Origin of the sequence: Jannaschia sp. 2305UL9-9 (genome assembly GCF_041403465.1) — a bacterium.
Lineage (GTDB): Bacteria > Pseudomonadota > Alphaproteobacteria > Rhodobacterales > Rhodobacteraceae > Jannaschia.
The window spans coordinates 546,138-561,715 of the sequence record NZ_JBGEHM010000001.1 but is presented as its reverse complement, the minus strand read 5'-3'; the positions used below and the strand labels follow the sequence as shown (position 1 = coordinate 561,715).

The following is a 15,578-nucleotide window of genomic DNA, read 5'->3' as shown; positions in this document are numbered from 1 at the left end:
GTGCTGATTTGCGGCGACACCGTCCTTGAACGTTTCGAGGGCGATACCCCGGTTTTGCACCATGACGCTGCGGTCCTGATCACGAACGGCACGGTCGCCGAGATCGGCCCCATGTCCGACATGACCGAGCGCCATCCACAGGCGGACCGTCACGGCGGGGCCGGTCACGTCGTCATCCCCGGACTGGTCAACGGGCATCACCATGTCGGTCTGACGCCGTTTCAGCTGGGCGCGCCGGACATGCCGCTCGAACTCTGGTTTGCGGCCCGGCTTGGCTTGCGGGCGGTGTCGCCGCGCCTCGACACGCTCTATTCGGCCTTCGAAATGCTGGCCTCGGGGGTTACCTGCGTTCAGCATCTGCACAGCCGCGCGCCCGGTGGGTTGGCGGGGTTGGAACGCGTCTCGTCCGAGATCCTGAACGCCTATGACGAGATCGGGATGCGGGTGTCGTTCTCGATGGCGCTGCGTGACCAGAACCGTCTGGTCTACGAAGATGACACCGCATTTCTGGCCCGCCTGCCCGAGGCGCTGCGTCCCGGTCTGGCGCGCTATTTCGACGATTTCTTCGTGCCGCTGGATGATCAGATCGCGCTGACGGACACGTTGCTGAGCCTCGTCGCGGGGCGCGACCGACAGCGCATCCAACTGGCGCCTTCCAACCTGCACTGGCTCAGCGATACCGCATTGGAGGCGGTGGCAGACCAATCGGAACGCCGCGACATGGGCATGCATGCCCACGTTCTGGAGACACCCTATCAATGGGATTACGCGCGCCAGCGCACCGGCGGGTCCGCCGTCGATTTTCTGGCCGAACGCGGCCTGCTGACCCATCGTCTGACGCTTGGTCACGGCGTCTGGCTGAGCGAGCATGACATCGACAGATGCCACGACGCCGGTTGTGCCATCTGTCACAATTGCAGCTCGAACATGCGGTTGAAAAGCGGGATTGCGCCCCTGAACCGCTTTCTGTCACGCGGAATGCCCGTGGCCCTCGGGATCGATGAGGCGGGCATCAACGAAGACCGCGACATGTTGCAGGAAATGCGCCTCGTCAAACACATGCACCGCGAACCGGGCATCCACAGCCCTGCCCCCAGCGCGGAACAGGTCCTGCGCATGGCGACCGTCGGCGGTGCGGGGACAACGCCCTTCGGCCACCGGATCGGCAGTCTTGCCCCCGGATCAGCCGGCGACGCGGTTTTGCTGGACTGGGCCCGACTGACATGGCCCTACCAGGACCCGTCGCGCAGTCTGGCCGAGGTCATCGTGCATCGTGCACGCCCCGATGCCATTCAAAGCGTTTTCGTCGGTGGCGAAGCCGTGATCCGCGACCGCGTCTTCACGCGCATCGACCGGACCGCCGTGATGGAGGAGATCGCCGCGGCGCTGGCCGCGCCGCCCGATGCCGATACGCTTGCCCGCAAGGACCTCGGAGAAGCCCTGATGCCCCATGTCTCACAATTCTACGACAGCTACCGCCTGCCCGACGGGCCATCGCATTACACCACGAGCAGTCGGCGTGGTCCGGGGCACGACGGATGAGCCGCGATCTGATCGGCTATGGCGCGACGCCGCCCGATATCGTCTGGCCCAACGGGGCGCGCGTTGCCGTCTCGCTCGTGGTCAATGTCGAGGAAGGCGCCGAACGCTCGCTGCTCGATGGGGACGAACGCAACGAAAGCGTCTACGAAGCGCGCGAGGAGGTGATCGGCGCGGCCGACCCCTGCATGACCAGCCACTTCGGCTATGGCCCCCGGCGCGGCTATTGGCGCATCGCCGAGACGTTGGACGCGTTCGAGGCCAAGGCAACCTTTTCCACCTGCGGACGGGCGGCCGAGGCGACGCCGTGGCTGATCCGCGATGTGGTTGCACGCGGGCACGAGGTGTCCTGCCATGGCTGGCGCTGGGAAACGCATGCGGGCATGGATGAGGCCAGCGAACGGCAGATCATCACCCGCACCCATGACGCGATCGAACGGATCGCGGGCGTCGCGCCCAGCGGGTGGCACACCCGGTCCGCCTCGACGGTCAACACCCGGAGGCTTCTGATCGAGCATGGTGGTTTCGACTACGATTCAGATGCCTACGACGACGACTTGCCGTATCTGGTCGCCGGTTCGCAAGATCGCCCGCATGTGATCCTGCCCTATGCCTTCGACACCAACGACATGCGCTTTCAACCCGGCGGCGGGTTCATCACCGCCGAAGATTTCTCGGGCTACTGCCTTGCCGCCTATGACCGGCTGCTCACGGAAGGTCGCGGCGCGATGATGTCGGTCGGACTGCACCTGCGGTTGATCGGCAAGCCCGCGCGGATCGACGGCCTGAGACAGTTCCTCGACGGGGTGAAGGCCCGCGGCGGCGCATGGATCGCCCCACGCCGGGACATTGCCGCACACTGGCGCACGGTCAGCGGCCGCTGATCAGGTCAGCAATCCGCCGCGCCGCTTCGGGCACCGGTTCGATCAGCGGCACCGGGCTTTCCGCGATCAGCAGACGGGCAACCCGGGCCAACGGACCGCCACCGATGATGACCCGTTCGGCGCCATCCTCAACGCAGGACAGAACCGCGCGCAGCATCGCCTGGCGCAACAACTCCGGATCCTGCATCAATGGCAGCGGCGCGCCTTCGGTCAGGCGCACCGGCAGCATCTGGTCCGCGACGCCGTATCGCTGTGCCGTCTGTTCGATCCGCCCGACGAGGGCCGGGGTCGTTGTCGCGACCGAGAACCGCGCCCCCCCTTCGGCCGCGCGCAGCATGCTGGCCTCGGCGATACCGACCACCGGGCATGCCAGACGTCGGCGCAACGCCATCAGACCCGGATCGCCGAATGCCGCGACGATCACACCGTGGACATCATCCGGAATGTCCCGTGCGGCCACGTGCGCGGCAGCCTCATCCAGGGTTTCGGGCGTCGTGATGACCGGTGCCATGCCGGGGGTGGAGACCGGGTCGAAGCATACGGACGGCACCGCATCCGACGCGATGGCCGCCATATCGTGTCCCGTGCTGTCGGTCCCGTTGGGATTGATCAGAAGGACGCGTGGCGCGATCATGCGGTTGCGTCCTTGAAGGCTCGCACGATGTCTGCCCGGGGGGCCACCCAGACCTGATCCTGCAGCCCGTTCAGCATGGACAGGACATCCTCGAAGGCCCTGAACCGGGATGGACGGCCCGCAATGCGCAGGTGAAACCCGATATTGAAGACCGATGACCGCCCGCGCCGCCCCTCGGCCAGCAGCGTGCGCAATCCGTCGGCGACGTAATCGATCATGTCCGCCGCGCGCACGAAGCCGTTGGGGTGAAAGAACTTCATGTCATTGGCATCCAGCGCATAGGGCAAGACCGTAAGCGCCGGATGCAGCGGGTCCGCATAGGGCATGTCGTCGTCGAAGGCGTTGGACGTATAGAGATAGCCCAGTTCGGACAACAGCGCCCGTGTCCATGTGCTTTCGCTGCCCCGGCAAAAGAACCCCTCGGGCGGCCTGCCCGTGACGGGCCGCAGGGCATCCGCACATCGCAGCAGGTCTGCGCGCTCGGCCTCGGGGGTGGCGTAGTCGGCGTGCGGACGCCAGCGCCAGCCATGGCAGGCAAGTTCGTGCCCGCGGGCATGCACCTGTCGCGCGGCCTCGGGCGTGCGGGCCACGGCCTGACCGCAGCAGAAGAACGTCGCCTTCGTCGCATGGCGATCCAAGGCATCCAGCATCCGCCACAGGCCGGCCCGCATGCCATAGGCAAAGATCTGTTCCTGCCCCATGTCGCGAACGCCCGGCTCGACCACGCTGAGGACTTCGCCCATGACCTCGCTGCGCCGGTCACCATCTCCGACCTGCTGCTCCGCGCCCTCCTCGAAATTCACGACGACGGAGACGGCAAGCCGCGCACCGTTCGGCCACACCACGTCCGGCGGCTGGCCACCATAACCCCATAGGTCCCGGTCCGCCGTCATCACTTGGCCAGTCTTTCGAGGCCGATGGTCCGCGACAGCAGCAGCATGATCACGAAGGCCAGCAGGATTTCGAGGCTGGACAAGGCTGCTACCATGGGGCTGCTGTCGAATTGCACGAGGTTGTACAATTCCACCGCCAGTGGCCGACCACGGGGGGACGAGGTGAACAGCGCCACGGTCAGGTTGTCGAAGCTTTCGATGAACACGAAGGCCGCGCTGGCCATGATGGCCGGGATGATCTGGCGCAGAGTGATCTGAACGAAGCCCCTGAACCTGCTGGCGCCAAGCGACAGCGACGCCTCCTCCAACGCCGGGTCCAGCAGTTGCAGCTGGGCCATGACGAGGCGTACTGCGAAGGGCAGGCAGAATACGGTCAGCCCGAGGATCAGCATCAGGTCCGATTGACGGAACGAGAAGTAGGCGCCGAAGAACAGCAGGGCGACGCCGATCACCATGCCCGGCATCATCTGCGGTGCCACGATCAGCGCCCCGGCGAACGTCTTGCCGGGATAGCGCCCGCGCACCAGCGAAAAGGCCGCCGGGATCGCCAGCGCAAGTGCCGCGAAGGTCGTCCAGACCGAGATCCGAAGGCTGGTAAGGGCCGCGTCGATCAGCTGTCGGCGGCCGAAAAGATCGGCATACCATTCAAGGCTGAATCCCTGTGGCGGGAAGGTGATGTAGGCCGTTTCCGTGAACGAGATGACGACCACGATCAGGCTGGGTGCGATCAGAAGCAGCAGGGCAAAGCCTGCAAGGAACCAGATCAATCCGAAACCCAGCCGTTCCAGCACGACGGATAGAAGGCCCTGCCGAACGGCGGGAATGGTCGGGGTCGTGTGTTCTGCCATGGCCATCAGGTGGTCTCCTTCTCGGACCAGCGCATCGCGCGGTTGCCTGCCAGGCCGATGAGCAGGACGAAGACGAAACAGCTGCTCAGCAACAGAAGGGCCAGCATGGCGCCCTTGCTCCAATCCAGAAGCACGACAATCTGCTCGTAGACCTGCACGGCGAGCGTGGTGAACCCGCCACCGCCCAGCAGCTGCGGGATGATGAAATTCGTATAGGACAGGGCAAAGACGATGGTCAGCCCCGCAACGATCCCCGGAATGGACAGCGGCACCGTCACCTTGAAGAAGGTCGCCAATCGTCCGACGCCGAGGCCCAATGACGCCGCCTCGATGTTGCGGTCACGTCCGGCGAGGGCCGTGATCAGCGGCAGCACCATGAACGGCAGATGCACCTGCGCCATGCCGATGATGACCGCCCAATCGGTGTTGAGCATGCGGATGGGGCGGTCGATCAAGCCCAGTTCGAGCAGACCGGCATTCACGACACCGCGCCGCCCGCCAAGGATGACCAGCCACGCATAGGTGCGCACGATCGCACTGGTCAGAAGGGGCGAGATGGTCAGCGTCAGGATGATCAGCCGCAGTGTCCGCCCGCTCTCGGCGTAGAGATAGGCAAGGGGATAGGCCAGAACGAAACACAGCGCCGTCGCGAGGACGCCGATGTAGAAGGACTTCCACCAGACCCACCAGAACAGGTCGTCCTGAAGTGTGCTCGTCAGATAGGACAACGTGAATTGCGCATCATCCACGTTTCCGCGTTCGATGCTGAGAAATCCGAAGGACAGCAGCGTGCCCATCGGCACGACGAAAAAGACGAGCAGGAAGACAAAGGCCGGAACGGCGGGCCAGATGCCCTGCCCGCGCCGTATCCTGCCCCAGATATCGGTGATCATGCCACGCCCTCCATGCCCGCGGACAGGGCGATACAGGCCGCCGGATTGCGGACATCCACGCGCACAGTCTCGCCGACCGAGAATGCGCCATCGCGGTCGCGGTCCAGCAACGCCCGCACAAGCGTGCCATCTTTCAGCGCCACCTCGTATTCGACGCACGGTCCGGTCAGGCGTGCAAAGACGACGCTTCCTTCGACACCCGCATCGGTCGGGGCCGACCTCAGCGTCAGGTTCTCCGGACGCACGACCAGCGCGGCACTGCCGTTCAACTTTGACTTGGCGCTTTCAAAACCCTGCGCGGTTGCGCGGGGCAGAATGTTGGCGGCACCGATAAAATCGGCCACGAAGGCCGATACCGGCATGTCGTAGATCTGTTCGGGCGTCGCAAACTGCTGGATGCGCCCGGCATTCATGACGGCGATGCGGTCACTGATCGTCAATGCCTCGGCCTGATCATGGGTCACGCAGACCGCGGTGATGCCCACGTGCTTGACGATCTTGCGCAATTCTACCTGCATCGCGCCGCGCAACTTGGCGTCGAGCGCGCTGAATGCCTCGTCCATCAGCAGGACCTTGGGCCGCATCACGAGGGATCGCGCCAGCGCCACGCGCTGTTGCTGTCCGCCGGACAGCGACTTGGGGAAACGGTTCGCGAAATCGGTCAGGGAGACGAGGTCGAGGATCTCGGCCACCGCACGATCGATCGCGGCCTTGTCCATCCGGCGCGCCTTCAGGCCATAGGCGACGTTTTCCGCCACCGTCATGTGCGGAAACAGGGCGTAGTTCTGGAACACGAACCCGACATCGCGCCGGTTCGGCGGCTCTCGCGTGACATCGTTTCCGGCCAGAACGATACGCCCAGAACTTGGCGTCTCGAAGCCCGCGATACAGCGCAGCAGGGTTGTCTTGCCGCACCCGGACGCACCAAGCAGGGTCACGACCTCGCCGGTCTGCACCGACATGTCGCAATTCTGCAGGACATGGTTGGCGCCAAAATACTTGTTGGCGTTTTCGACCTCGATCATGCCCGTCTCCTCAGATTGCCTTCTCACCGTCGCCAGCCATCTTCAGCAGCGACCGTCGGGTGAGCATACGGCTTGTTTTGAATCGCTTCGTATCATTCTTCAGATGCAGCCGGCGGTTCGGGTCGAAGCCGTTCGCCCGCGCCCAGTGATAGCCGACGCATTGCAGGACAACGGCCTGCAGCATGAACGGATCGACCGCTTCGTCGCCGGGCCAGGTGAAGACGTGATCGGCCTGCGACGCCCATGCTTCGGGTGCGATGGACAGGCTGCGCACACCCATGTTGCGCAGGGCATCGGCCGAGGCGGACGCGATTTCGGCCACCTTGGGGCCGGTGGGAAGGTAGATCACGCTCTCCCCCTCCTGCATGGTCCAGAACTGGCGATGGGCGAACTCCTCCACGTCATCGCTCCAGACCGGCGTGGCAGACAGCTCCACGATCTTGGCCGCGCCATAGTCGGCCATGGCCATGCCCGGTCCGCCACAGGACAGGATGCGCAGACCCGGCGCGCCGGCCGCCGTCTTTGCGAAGGCCTCTGCCATGCGATTGGCGCGGGGCAGACATTCCTCGATCCCGTCGGCAAGGGCACGCAGATCTGCCGCCAGTTTCGATTGCGGAACGCCGCGGCGCAGATCCGCAAGCAACCCCAGCATCGCCCGGGTCATCACGAAACTGGACGTGCCACACAGAAAGGGCGCGACATCGGGCAATTGAAGGCTGATGTTCGGCAACCCGAGGTCCGCAAGCCGTCCACCCGAACTGTTGGTCAGGGCGACGACACGGCCCGCGATCTGCTGTGCGCGCTCCGCCGCCTCGACCGTGCGATCGACGTTGCCGGACATCGAAATCGCGACGACGCAATCGGTGGCCTGCGGTGCAGGGCCGACATCGCCCAGCACCTCGAGCCCCGAAGCCGGCGTGACACCCATCCCCGTCAGGCTGCGCGCGGCAAACCAGCCATCGCCGCTACCAAAGGCGATGAGGCGCCCGTCGAACCTTGGCGGCAGGGTTTCGGATACGAAGGCCGCCACCTCCGGCAGACGTTCGGCCAGTTGCCGCAGCACGTCGGGCTGCCGCAGGATATCGGCCTGCATGGGAGCGGCCTCGACCGCTCCCTGCGTTGCATCAAATTGCGAATTCACGGTCGAAACGCTCCACCAGTTCCGGGCGAACCTTGACGATCTCGGACCAGTCGACGGTTTGCAGGGCCGCGACCTCCTCGGGGGTGGACGGCGTGTAGGGGCGCGCGGCTTCGGGCACCGCGACGCCCTTGACCGTCGTGCCGAAGTAATAGGGCGCGTCCGCGGCCATCTCCTGGTACTCGGTGCTGATGATGCCATCCATCCAGCGATAGGCCAGATCGGAATCGCGCGCGCCGGTGATTTCGGACATGAACGACAGGATCGCGACCGGACCGGGATCGGGTTTGACGAACTTGATCGGCAGGCCCTTCGCGGCCGCAACGGCGGCGTCGTTGTTCCACAGCGGCGCAACCGCGATTTCACCGCGTTCGAGCATCTGTGCCAGAATGCTGGGGCTGCGACCTGCGACGGGGTCCAGTTCCTTGAGCTTCGCCCAGCCCGGCTCCAGATCGCTTTCCGAGCCGCCGAAGATCTTGGCCGCCATCGCCAACGTGCCAAGCCCGAGGTTCGAGGACGTCCGGCAGATGCCGACCTGGCCTGCGTATTCCTCGTTCCACATGTCTTCCCAGCTTGTCGGCGCGTTCTCGACCAGTTCCTCGTTATAGGCGAGACCGATCAGCGAGAATGTCGCCGGAACGCCGAAACCGCCGGACTTGTCCCAGAACTCGGGCACGACGTTGTCCGCGTTCTGAAGGCGCGCGCGGTCCAGCTTCTGGATGTATCCGTCACGCTGCGCGATCAGATGCGGCGGCTCTCCGTTGGGCATCAGGTCATAGGGGCTGAAGCCCTGCGCGGCCTTGATCTGCGCGACGATGTCCTGGCTTTCGGAGGGCACGAGGCGCACGGTCAGGCCGCTGACCTCGCTCTCCATCTTGTCGGCCAGCCAGCGGTGCGGCTCCTGCAGCTTGCCGCCATAGCTGATCACGACCAGTTCCTTGTCCGCCGCACGGACGATTCCCGGCGCCGCAAGGGTCGCACCCGCCGCCAGCATGGACCGTGTGAATGTTCTTCTCGTGAGTTTCATTTCTTTACCTTTCCTGTTGGGCCGCTTGAGGAACCGGCTTGCGCCCTACCGCTGAGATCCGCCCCGTTTGCACCACGAAAGCGCGAAATCCCCACCCGAACGCAAGTTCACGTTACTTTCGTTTATTTAACTTTCAACACTTTTTGTAAAAATTCGAGAAAGCGCCAAATCGATACCAGGCCTTGGGTGTAGGCGGAGCGGAGCCGCTTGGTCAGCCTATCCAATTGTTAACAATCAGACAATGATCCCGGAGGGTCGGCCATGCATGCGCCAACAGCCGACGGAACACCGGTTTCACCTGCTCCAATAATCCGCAGGCGACTTCCTTTTGATTATTTTTTTTGCGCCCAAAAAAGAAAGTTCGCAACCGAAGGGTCGCAGACGGGGACACTGAACAGTGACCCCTTGGGACAAGGCCGCCCGCGATGATTTCGACATACCGGGCCTTGCAAGGTCGGGCGTATCAAGTGTCGCGCCGATCGGCCGGGCTTATCACGGTTCTGACCGGGGCAGGTAACCGTTTTCAACAGTTTGGCGGCCGTCTGACGGCGCGACCATTTGGCCCGCACCGAACCGACGCCGTGCAGAACCCGGACGTCTCAGGTAATCCGAACCCCCTGCGAGACGAGGACGGACTGAACCGCTGTGACATCCACCTCGTCGAAGTCACAGTCGGATTTTACCGACAGCGCCGCCGCGACACCGGCCCCCTGCCCCGCCACCGCGCAACACGCCATGTTCCGCGTCGCCGCGTGGGCAATGCGGTCACCGCCGATGGCGCGCCCTGCAACGATCAGATGATCGACACCCTTCGGCAGCATCGCCCGATACGGGATGTGCATGTAGCGCCCCGTCGTCGGAATGATCAGGACGCCATAACCGTCAATGAACTCCGGATAGATGCCGATCGTGTCGTCGAAACGCGCCTCGCCGCGCACATCCGCCTCGGTCATGTTGTAGACGGCGTCCAGTTTGCGTGTGTCGCGGATTCCGATCGACATGCCGAAGTTACGCAATCGCGCCTTGTCACACCCGGCGGTGTAGCGGCGCAGCGCATCGATCGCGTGCATCGCCTGCCGCCGTCCTTCGATCTCGAACCTCGTCATGCTGTCCGGATCGGTGCCGTCGCAACCGGCCAGATGCACAAGGTTCATGTAGGTCAGTTCCCCACTGTCGTGCAGCGCGCCCCACGTGCCCCCGATCGTGTTGAGATGGGCGGGAATGACGCCGTCCTTCAGGGCCTGTTCGAACGGCTTGCCGAGGAAGGGCGAGAACATGTCGTCTTCCTTGCCATCCGTTTCGACCACCCATTCCCCGGACGACCAGTCCTTGTAGGTCTGCGGATCCTTCCTGACGCCCGACAGGAACGCCTCCTTGTCGACACCCGCGAGGTGAAACATCACGCTGGCCGCCTGCATGTCTTCAACCGGCGTCTTGCGCGTCGGCGCACCGGCACGATGCGCGACATCCGCGTCGCCCGTCGCATCGATCACCCGTTTGGCAAGGATCGCTTCGCGCCCCGCCTTGGATTCCACGATGACGCCCCTGATGGCGTTGCCCTGCATGATCGGGGCAACAAACTGCCGATGCAGCATGGGGTGGATGCCCGCTTCCTCGACCAGCGTATCGGCAACCAGCTTGAAGCCTTCGCTGTCCAGTTCGTAGCTGAGCGATTGGCTTTCCGGCACGGCCGCGCCCATCGCCTTGGCCCGTTCCTCGAACTCCCACCCGATCCCGGCGGCCTCGACGGTGGCTTCGTGGCGATACCACGCGAACCCCTCGACGCCGACCACGGTGATGTTGCCCCCGAAACAGCCGAAGCGTTCCAGCAGGGTCACGTTCACCCCACACCGCGCCGCAGCCAGGGCCGCAGCCAACCCTCCGGGGCCTGATCCGACGACCAGAACGTCAGTTTCGTGGATGACGGGTGTCTGGCGTGCGGGTTCGGTGATGGTCGGAATGGAAATCTGGTCTCTCCTGCGGGTCCGGGGTCAGGGTTCTGCACGGTGGGGCGCCTGCGTATCGCGCGGTCATCAACGGGTAGGGCGACCGCCTCAGCGGTTGCAAGCGGGTTCCGGATCGCGGGCGCAGGCCGGCCGCCACGTCATTTCGGGGGGGGGCGCCATGCCCGCGTCCGGTCCGGTACGGCGATTCCCGGCCCCATCAGTCACCAATCATGTCGGCGCGCCGCGCCAGCAGGCTTTCATAGAGGAAATCGACGAACACCCGGACCCGGTGAACGCGTTTCAGGTCCCCCCGGATCAGGACCCATGTCGACCGGCTTTGATCAAGGTCGGTGCCCGGCACGCGTTGCAGTTCCGGAAAGACGCTTTGCACCCATGCGGCCAGAAAGGTCATGCCCACCCCTGCCCGCGCCAGATGCAGATGCATCGCCGGGTCGGGAACGCTGTGGCGCTGTGCTGCGTGGGGAAACGGCGATGCGGCGATCATCGCCTGCAATTCGGGAACGGCGCCATAGCCGATCCATGTCAGGCCGCGCCCGCCGGGCCCTGCGTCATGCAGATGTCGGTCGATGTAGTCACGCGCGGCGAACACCCCGATCGACAGGGGGAACAGCTTGCGCCCCACCGCGTCCCCCGTGACCTCCCGGACGTGACGGATGGAGACATCGGTCTCCAACCTGTCGATGGAATCAATGCCGTAGGACAGGTTCATGTCGATCTGGATATCCGGGTACAGCGACAGGAACTCGGCCAGGATCGGCGCCAACAGGAAATGCGCCGTCATGGGATCGACCGACAGGCGGATCCGGCCTGCGGCTTCGCCGTCCAGACCGCGCACGGCATTGAAACCCTGGCGCAAGGCTGTCTCGGCCTCCAACGCCTGCGGCAGCAACTTGCGTCCCGCCGCCGACAACGCAAGGCCCCCGGCGCCGCGACGGAACAGCCGCACGCCTAGCTGAGCCTCCAACCCCTCGATCTGTCGGCGCAGCGTTGCATGGGTGCCGCCCGTCTCCTCGGCCGCCCGGCGCAGGGACCCCGCGCGCGCCACGGCAAGAAACGCCGGTAGAGATCGCCAATCCATCATGTGGAACGATCTTGAACCACAGCGGAGCGTTTGCGGCAATATCCGTATCGTTTTGCGTTCTCTAGACCGCTTGGCATCTTGCTACAAAGGAGATGGCCATGCCTGCCACTGTCACAGGTTGGAGCATTGAACGCTATGGCGCGCCCGAGGTTCTGCACCCCGTTACCCGGCCCATGCCGACGGTTAGGACATCGGATGTCCTGATCCGCATCCATGCCTCGGCCGTCACCCGCGCCGATGGCATGATGCGGTCCGGTTCGCCTTGGGTCGCGCGCCTGTTCCTCGGGCTGCGCCGCCCCCGTCAAAACCTGATCGGGACGGGGTTTTCCGGCGAGGTGATCGCCGTCGGAGCTGGTGTCACGCGCTTTGCCCAAGGTGACCTCGTGTTCGGAGAGACCGGCATGCAGTTCGGCGCAAACGCCAGCCATATCTGCGTTGGGCAGGACGGCATGCTCGTGCAAAAGCCTGCGACACTGTCGCATGAGGAAGCGGCCGTGATGTGCGACGGGCCCCTGACCTCCTACCACTTTTTGCACCATGTGGCCCGGATACGAACGGATCGGCATGTCCTGATCCTTGGCGGGGCGGGCAGCCTCGGCTCCGCCGCGGTTCAGATTGCCGCCGCTGCCGGATGCCGTGTCACCGCAACCTGCAGCCCCCGAAATCGCATGTTCCTCGGCCAGCTCGGGGCGGATCAGGTGGTTGATTACACGCAGCAGGGTATTCCGGACCGGGCCGGCGGCTACGATGTCATCTTCGACACCATCGGCATCAGCGGATTTGCCGACATGCGCGGGAAACTGTCTGATGGAGGCGAATATCTTTGCCCCGTCCTGTCGTCGGCCGTGTTGCGCGACATGCTGCGCACGCGGGTCGTCGGGTCACGACGCGCCCGGTTCGCCGCCGTCGGCATGCAGCAGCCGGCCTTGCTCAAGGCGCATCTTGCCCAACTGTTGTCCATGCACGCGGCGCAGACCCTGCGTCCGGTGATCAGCCGGACCTATCCGCTGTCCGACCTTGTAGAGGCGCACCGCTACGTGGATGGCGGTCACAAGCGGGGCAATGTGGTCGTCGTCTGACCCCGAGGATCGGCCCGATCATGATGCACCGGTCGCATCCAGCGTAGCCATCCACGACACCCCGATCAGCAGGAGCGCGGCGGCCGTCACGCAAGACACCGCACGCACGGTATTCCAGGCCGTCCAACGCGGCAGGTACGTGCCATTCCAGTAGATGCCGGTCGCGGCGTCCTCCACGTCCATCGCGGCCAGCGCTTCGTTCATCGGCACGTTGAAACCCACCGTGACGGCGAAACAGCCGACCAGATAGGCAAGCGCGGCACCAAGGATCAGACCACCGGACGGATGCGACAGATGGGCCGCGCCAACCACGGCAATGCCCAGCGAGGCGATCGCCATGCCAATGAACACCGTCATGAAGACCCAGCGGAAAACCTCGCGGTTGATCGTCTGCATTGTCTGTATTCCACCCGCCCCGTCTATCCGGCCAAGCGACCGCATGATGAAATCCGAGAACGCAAGGAAGACGCCGCCAAGCACGGCATAGGCGAGCACGGCCGCCTGCAAGGCTGTTTGGATGAACGGCGACATTGCGCGGACTCCTCTGGTATGCGGGTGGGATGGGTGGCAGGGAAACTGGGGCCGGTGGAGACGGTCACGCCGCACGAACCCACGCGCCGGACGCCGCCGCGGTCCCGGCATAATCGGCAAAGTCCCGTGGCGGCCGACCCAACGCACGCATTACCCCATCGCTGACGTGGGCGTTGCGTCCGTCCAGCGTTTCGCGCGCGATTGCCGTGAACACGTCCGCGACGAAGGTATCGCCTGACTTGGCGATCTCTGCGTGGAAATCCTCGAAGCTGATCGGGATGTGTCGGATCGGACGGCCGATCGCATCGCCCAGCACGCGGGCCATGTCGGCAAAGGTCATCAGGCGCGGGCCCGTCACCTCGTAGAGGTGTCCGTCATGGTCATCTTGCGTCAGGGCGGCGACCACGACGTCCGCGATGTCATCGATGTCGATGATCGGTTCCGCGATGCCTCCGCCCGGCATGGGCAGGACCCCGTCAAGGATGGGCGCGCGCAGATAGCCTTCGGAGAAGTTCTGCGCAAACCACGCGGAACGGACGATCGTGAAACCGATGCCGGATGCGCGCACCACATCCTCGCCCAGTTTCGCGTGATGCTCACCGCGCCCCGACAGCAGGACGAGGCGCTGAACCCCGACCTCTTTCGCCACCGCGCAGAGCGCCTTCAGTTTCTCGACCGCGCCCGGAAAGGCGAGATCCGGAAAATAGGTGACGTAGGCCGCGCGCGCGCCGCGCAGCGCGGGCGCCCATGTCTCGGGCGCCTGCCAGTCGAATGGGGTGTCCGACTGTCGCGCGCCAAGGCGTACAGGTAAATCCATCGCCTGCAGTCTGGCTGCAACGCGGCGCCCGGTCTTTCCGGTCGCTCCGATGACAAGAACGGGATCGGTCTGCATTGGATATCTCCGAACGTTGGGGTCATCGCAGCCTAGCCGCCCCCGCGCCGCGGAATATTGACCGACCCTGCCACCCCTTTGACCATCGCCGCCAAGGATGGTGTCAGGCCGTTCGGTTCCCCTTGCGAAACTGGGCCGGGGTCACGCCAACCCACCGCTTGAATGCGCGGGTAAAGGCGCTCTGCTCGGAAAAACCTGTCAGGAACGCAATCTCGGCAAGGGAATGGCGGTCATCGCGCAGCAACCCTTCTGCGAGGTCGCGGCGGGTCCGTTCGGTCAGACCCTGAAAACTCATCCCCTGTTCGGACAGACGCCGATGGAACGACCGCACGCTTAGCCCCAGTTGCCGCGCGATATCGGACATCCTGGGCGTCCCCTCGTTCAGCGATTGCGCAATTGCATCCTGTGTTCGGCGCACCAAGGGGGCCGCGTCATCGATAAGGGCCAGTTCGGCATCCAGATGAGACACGAGATAACGGGAAATCCCCTCGTCCCCCAGGATATTCGGCTGGGCCAGGGTGTCGGTCGAAAACAGGATCGCGTCCAGATCAGCATCGAACCGGACGGGGCATCCGAACCAGTCGTGATGCCCGTCGACGCGGCACGGCGCGTGGTGCCTCACGCGAACCTCCAGCGGATGAACCGGGACCGGGCTGACCTGCCGGGCGATGGAAACCGCACTGGCCAGCGTGGCCTCGTTGGACAGACGCAGGCCAAGTCGGCGTTCACTCGCACGGTGCAGAATGAACAGCGTCCCACGCGGATGCGCGCGCAGTTCGTATTCCACGACGCTGGTCCATAGGCGTGCATACCGTTCGACCCGCGCGAAGGACGCGCCCAGCGTCGTGGCCGCCTTGAAGGCCAATCCCAAGGCCCCGTATTCGTCCAGCCGCATGGAGGCCCCGGTTCGCAAAGGCAGGTCGGTGACGTCGATCTGAGCCGCGATGCGTTCCAGCATGTCGTAGTAGGCGGTCGCGGGGATCATCTGCCGCGGGTCCGCCGGGGCGGCCGGATCGACCCCTGCGCCCGACAATAGGCGCGCCGCGTCGATATCCGGCCCCGCGGCCGCAACCATCTTGCGTGCAAAGAGAGACGTGACCAGACCCATGCCGCGCAGACTACCCCCTGCCGGATCGCAGGCAAGGAA

15 protein-coding genes are annotated in these 15,578 nt (G+C 64.7%); 3 read left to right on the top strand and 12 right to left on the bottom strand.

The features are described from left to right. Positions 1–1,542 (top strand): amidohydrolase family protein, encoded by a 1,542-nt coding sequence (locus V6N07_RS02770; RefSeq protein ID WP_371155373.1) that lies wholly within the window; start codon positions 1–3, stop codon positions 1,540–1,542. Further along, entirely contained in the window at positions 1,539–2,423 is an 885-nt protein-coding gene (locus tag V6N07_RS02765) for a polysaccharide deacetylase family protein (protein ID WP_371153862.1), read from the top strand. Before V6N07_RS02770 ends, V6N07_RS02765 begins: the two co-directional genes overlap by 4 nt. Here V6N07_RS02765 and V6N07_RS02760 read toward each other — a convergent pair. From V6N07_RS02760 to V6N07_RS02720, 9 genes are all read right to left on the bottom strand, one after another. Next, a complete protein-coding gene (locus V6N07_RS02760) occupies positions 2,410–3,057 on the bottom strand; it encodes an aspartate/glutamate racemase family protein (protein ID WP_371153861.1) in 648 nt (215 codons plus the stop codon). The genes V6N07_RS02765 and V6N07_RS02760 overlap by 14 nt on opposite strands. Next, complete coding sequence (locus V6N07_RS02755) at positions 3,054–3,950, bottom strand: polysaccharide deacetylase family protein (protein WP_371153859.1); 897 nt, start codon at positions 3,948–3,950, stop codon at positions 3,054–3,056. The genes V6N07_RS02760 and V6N07_RS02755 overlap by 4 nt, the downstream gene beginning before the upstream one ends. Continuing rightward, positions 3,950–4,804, bottom strand: coding sequence for an ABC transporter permease (locus V6N07_RS02750; protein WP_371153857.1), 855 nt, complete (start codon positions 4,802–4,804; stop codon positions 3,950–3,952). Before V6N07_RS02750 ends, V6N07_RS02755 begins: the two co-directional genes overlap by 1 nt. Continuing rightward, positions 4,804–5,691, bottom strand: a complete 888-nt coding sequence (locus V6N07_RS02745; protein WP_371153855.1) for an ABC transporter permease — start codon at positions 5,689–5,691, stop codon at positions 4,804–4,806. The genes V6N07_RS02750 and V6N07_RS02745 overlap by 1 nt, the downstream gene beginning before the upstream one ends. Next, on the bottom strand, positions 5,688–6,716 hold the full coding sequence (locus V6N07_RS02740) for an ABC transporter ATP-binding protein (RefSeq protein WP_371153853.1): 1,029 nt from the start codon (positions 6,714–6,716) through the stop codon (positions 5,688–5,690). The genes V6N07_RS02745 and V6N07_RS02740 overlap by 4 nt, the downstream gene beginning before the upstream one ends. Before the next feature lie 10 nt (positions 6,717–6,726). Then, a complete protein-coding gene (locus tag V6N07_RS02735; protein ID WP_371153851.1) occupies positions 6,727–7,809 on the bottom strand; it encodes an SIS domain-containing protein in 1,083 nt (360 codons plus the stop codon). Positions 7,810–7,840: 31 nt separating this feature from the next. Continuing rightward, the gene (locus V6N07_RS02730; protein WP_371153850.1) at positions 7,841–8,881 is read right to left on the bottom strand and encodes a PotD/PotF family extracellular solute-binding protein; all 1,041 of its coding nucleotides are present in this window, start codon (positions 8,879–8,881) and stop codon (positions 7,841–7,843) included. Between the two features lie 599 nt (positions 8,882–9,480). Beyond that, positions 9,481–10,842 (bottom strand): FAD-dependent oxidoreductase, encoded by a 1,362-nt coding sequence (locus V6N07_RS02725; protein ID WP_371155372.1) that lies wholly within the window; start codon positions 10,840–10,842, stop codon positions 9,481–9,483. A gap of 202 nt (positions 10,843–11,044) precedes the next feature. Further along, complete coding sequence (locus V6N07_RS02720) at positions 11,045–11,929, bottom strand: LysR family transcriptional regulator (protein ID WP_371153848.1); 885 nt, start codon at positions 11,927–11,929, stop codon at positions 11,045–11,047. Positions 11,930–12,027: 98 nt separating this feature from the next. Here V6N07_RS02720 and V6N07_RS02715 point away from each other — a divergent pair, with 98 nt between their 5' ends. Further along, positions 12,028–13,008: an NAD(P)-dependent alcohol dehydrogenase gene (locus tag V6N07_RS02715; protein WP_371153847.1), complete on the top strand. Its 981-nt coding sequence runs from the start codon at positions 12,028–12,030 to the stop codon at positions 13,006–13,008. A gap of 18 nt (positions 13,009–13,026) precedes the next feature. On the opposite strand, the gene V6N07_RS02710 is transcribed toward V6N07_RS02715, so the two are convergent. The 3 genes from V6N07_RS02710 to V6N07_RS02700 all read right to left on the bottom strand — a co-directional run bounded on the left by V6N07_RS02710 (position 13,027) and on the right by V6N07_RS02700 (position 15,539). Further along, positions 13,027–13,539: a DUF1772 domain-containing protein gene (locus tag V6N07_RS02710; RefSeq protein ID WP_371153845.1), complete on the bottom strand. Its 513-nt coding sequence runs from the start codon at positions 13,537–13,539 to the stop codon at positions 13,027–13,029. A gap of 64 nt (positions 13,540–13,603) precedes the next feature. Next, positions 13,604–14,431 (bottom strand): NAD(P)H-binding protein, encoded by an 828-nt coding sequence (locus V6N07_RS02705; protein WP_371153844.1) that lies wholly within the window; start codon positions 14,429–14,431, stop codon positions 13,604–13,606. Between the two features lie 103 nt (positions 14,432–14,534). Further along, the gene (locus V6N07_RS02700; RefSeq protein ID WP_371153842.1) at positions 14,535–15,539 is read right to left on the bottom strand and encodes an AraC family transcriptional regulator; all 1,005 of its coding nucleotides are present in this window, start codon (positions 15,537–15,539) and stop codon (positions 14,535–14,537) included. Between the last annotated feature and the right edge of the window lie 39 nt (positions 15,540–15,578).

Bases quoted from the DNA above. Each gene is read 5' to 3' on its own strand.
- V6N07_RS02765 (WP_371153862.1), top strand. From the start codon at position 1,539: ATGAGCCGCGATCTGATCGGCTATGGCGCGACGCCGCCCGATATCGTC.
- V6N07_RS02760 (WP_371153861.1), bottom strand. From the start codon at position 3,057: ATGATCGCGCCACGCGTCCTTCTGATCAATCCCAACGGGACCGACAGC.
- V6N07_RS02755 (WP_371153859.1), bottom strand. From the start codon at position 3,950: ATGACGGCGGACCGGGACCTATGGGGTTATGGTGGCCAGCCGCCGGAC.
- V6N07_RS02750 (WP_371153857.1), bottom strand. From the start codon at position 4,804: ATGGCCATGGCAGAACACACGACCCCGACCATTCCCGCCGTTCGGCAG.
- V6N07_RS02745 (WP_371153855.1), bottom strand. From the start codon at position 5,691: ATGATCACCGATATCTGGGGCAGGATACGGCGCGGGCAGGGCATCTGG.
- V6N07_RS02740 (WP_371153853.1), bottom strand. From the start codon at position 6,716: ATGATCGAGGTCGAAAACGCCAACAAGTATTTTGGCGCCAACCATGTC.
- V6N07_RS02735 (WP_371153851.1), bottom strand. From the start codon at position 7,809: ATGCAGGCCGATATCCTGCGGCAGCCCGACGTGCTGCGGCAACTGGCC.
- V6N07_RS02730 (WP_371153850.1), bottom strand. From the start codon at position 8,881: ATGAAACTCACGAGAAGAACATTCACACGGTCCATGCTGGCGGCGGGT.
- V6N07_RS02720 (WP_371153848.1), bottom strand. From the start codon at position 11,929: ATGATGGATTGGCGATCTCTACCGGCGTTTCTTGCCGTGGCGCGCGCG.
- V6N07_RS02715 (WP_371153847.1), top strand. From the start codon at position 12,028: ATGCCTGCCACTGTCACAGGTTGGAGCATTGAACGCTATGGCGCGCCC.
- V6N07_RS02710 (WP_371153845.1), bottom strand. From the start codon at position 13,539: ATGTCGCCGTTCATCCAAACAGCCTTGCAGGCGGCCGTGCTCGCCTAT.
- V6N07_RS02705 (WP_371153844.1), bottom strand. From the start codon at position 14,431: ATGCAGACCGATCCCGTTCTTGTCATCGGAGCGACCGGAAAGACCGGG.
- V6N07_RS02700 (WP_371153842.1), bottom strand. From the start codon at position 15,539: ATGGGTCTGGTCACGTCTCTCTTTGCACGCAAGATGGTTGCGGCCGCG.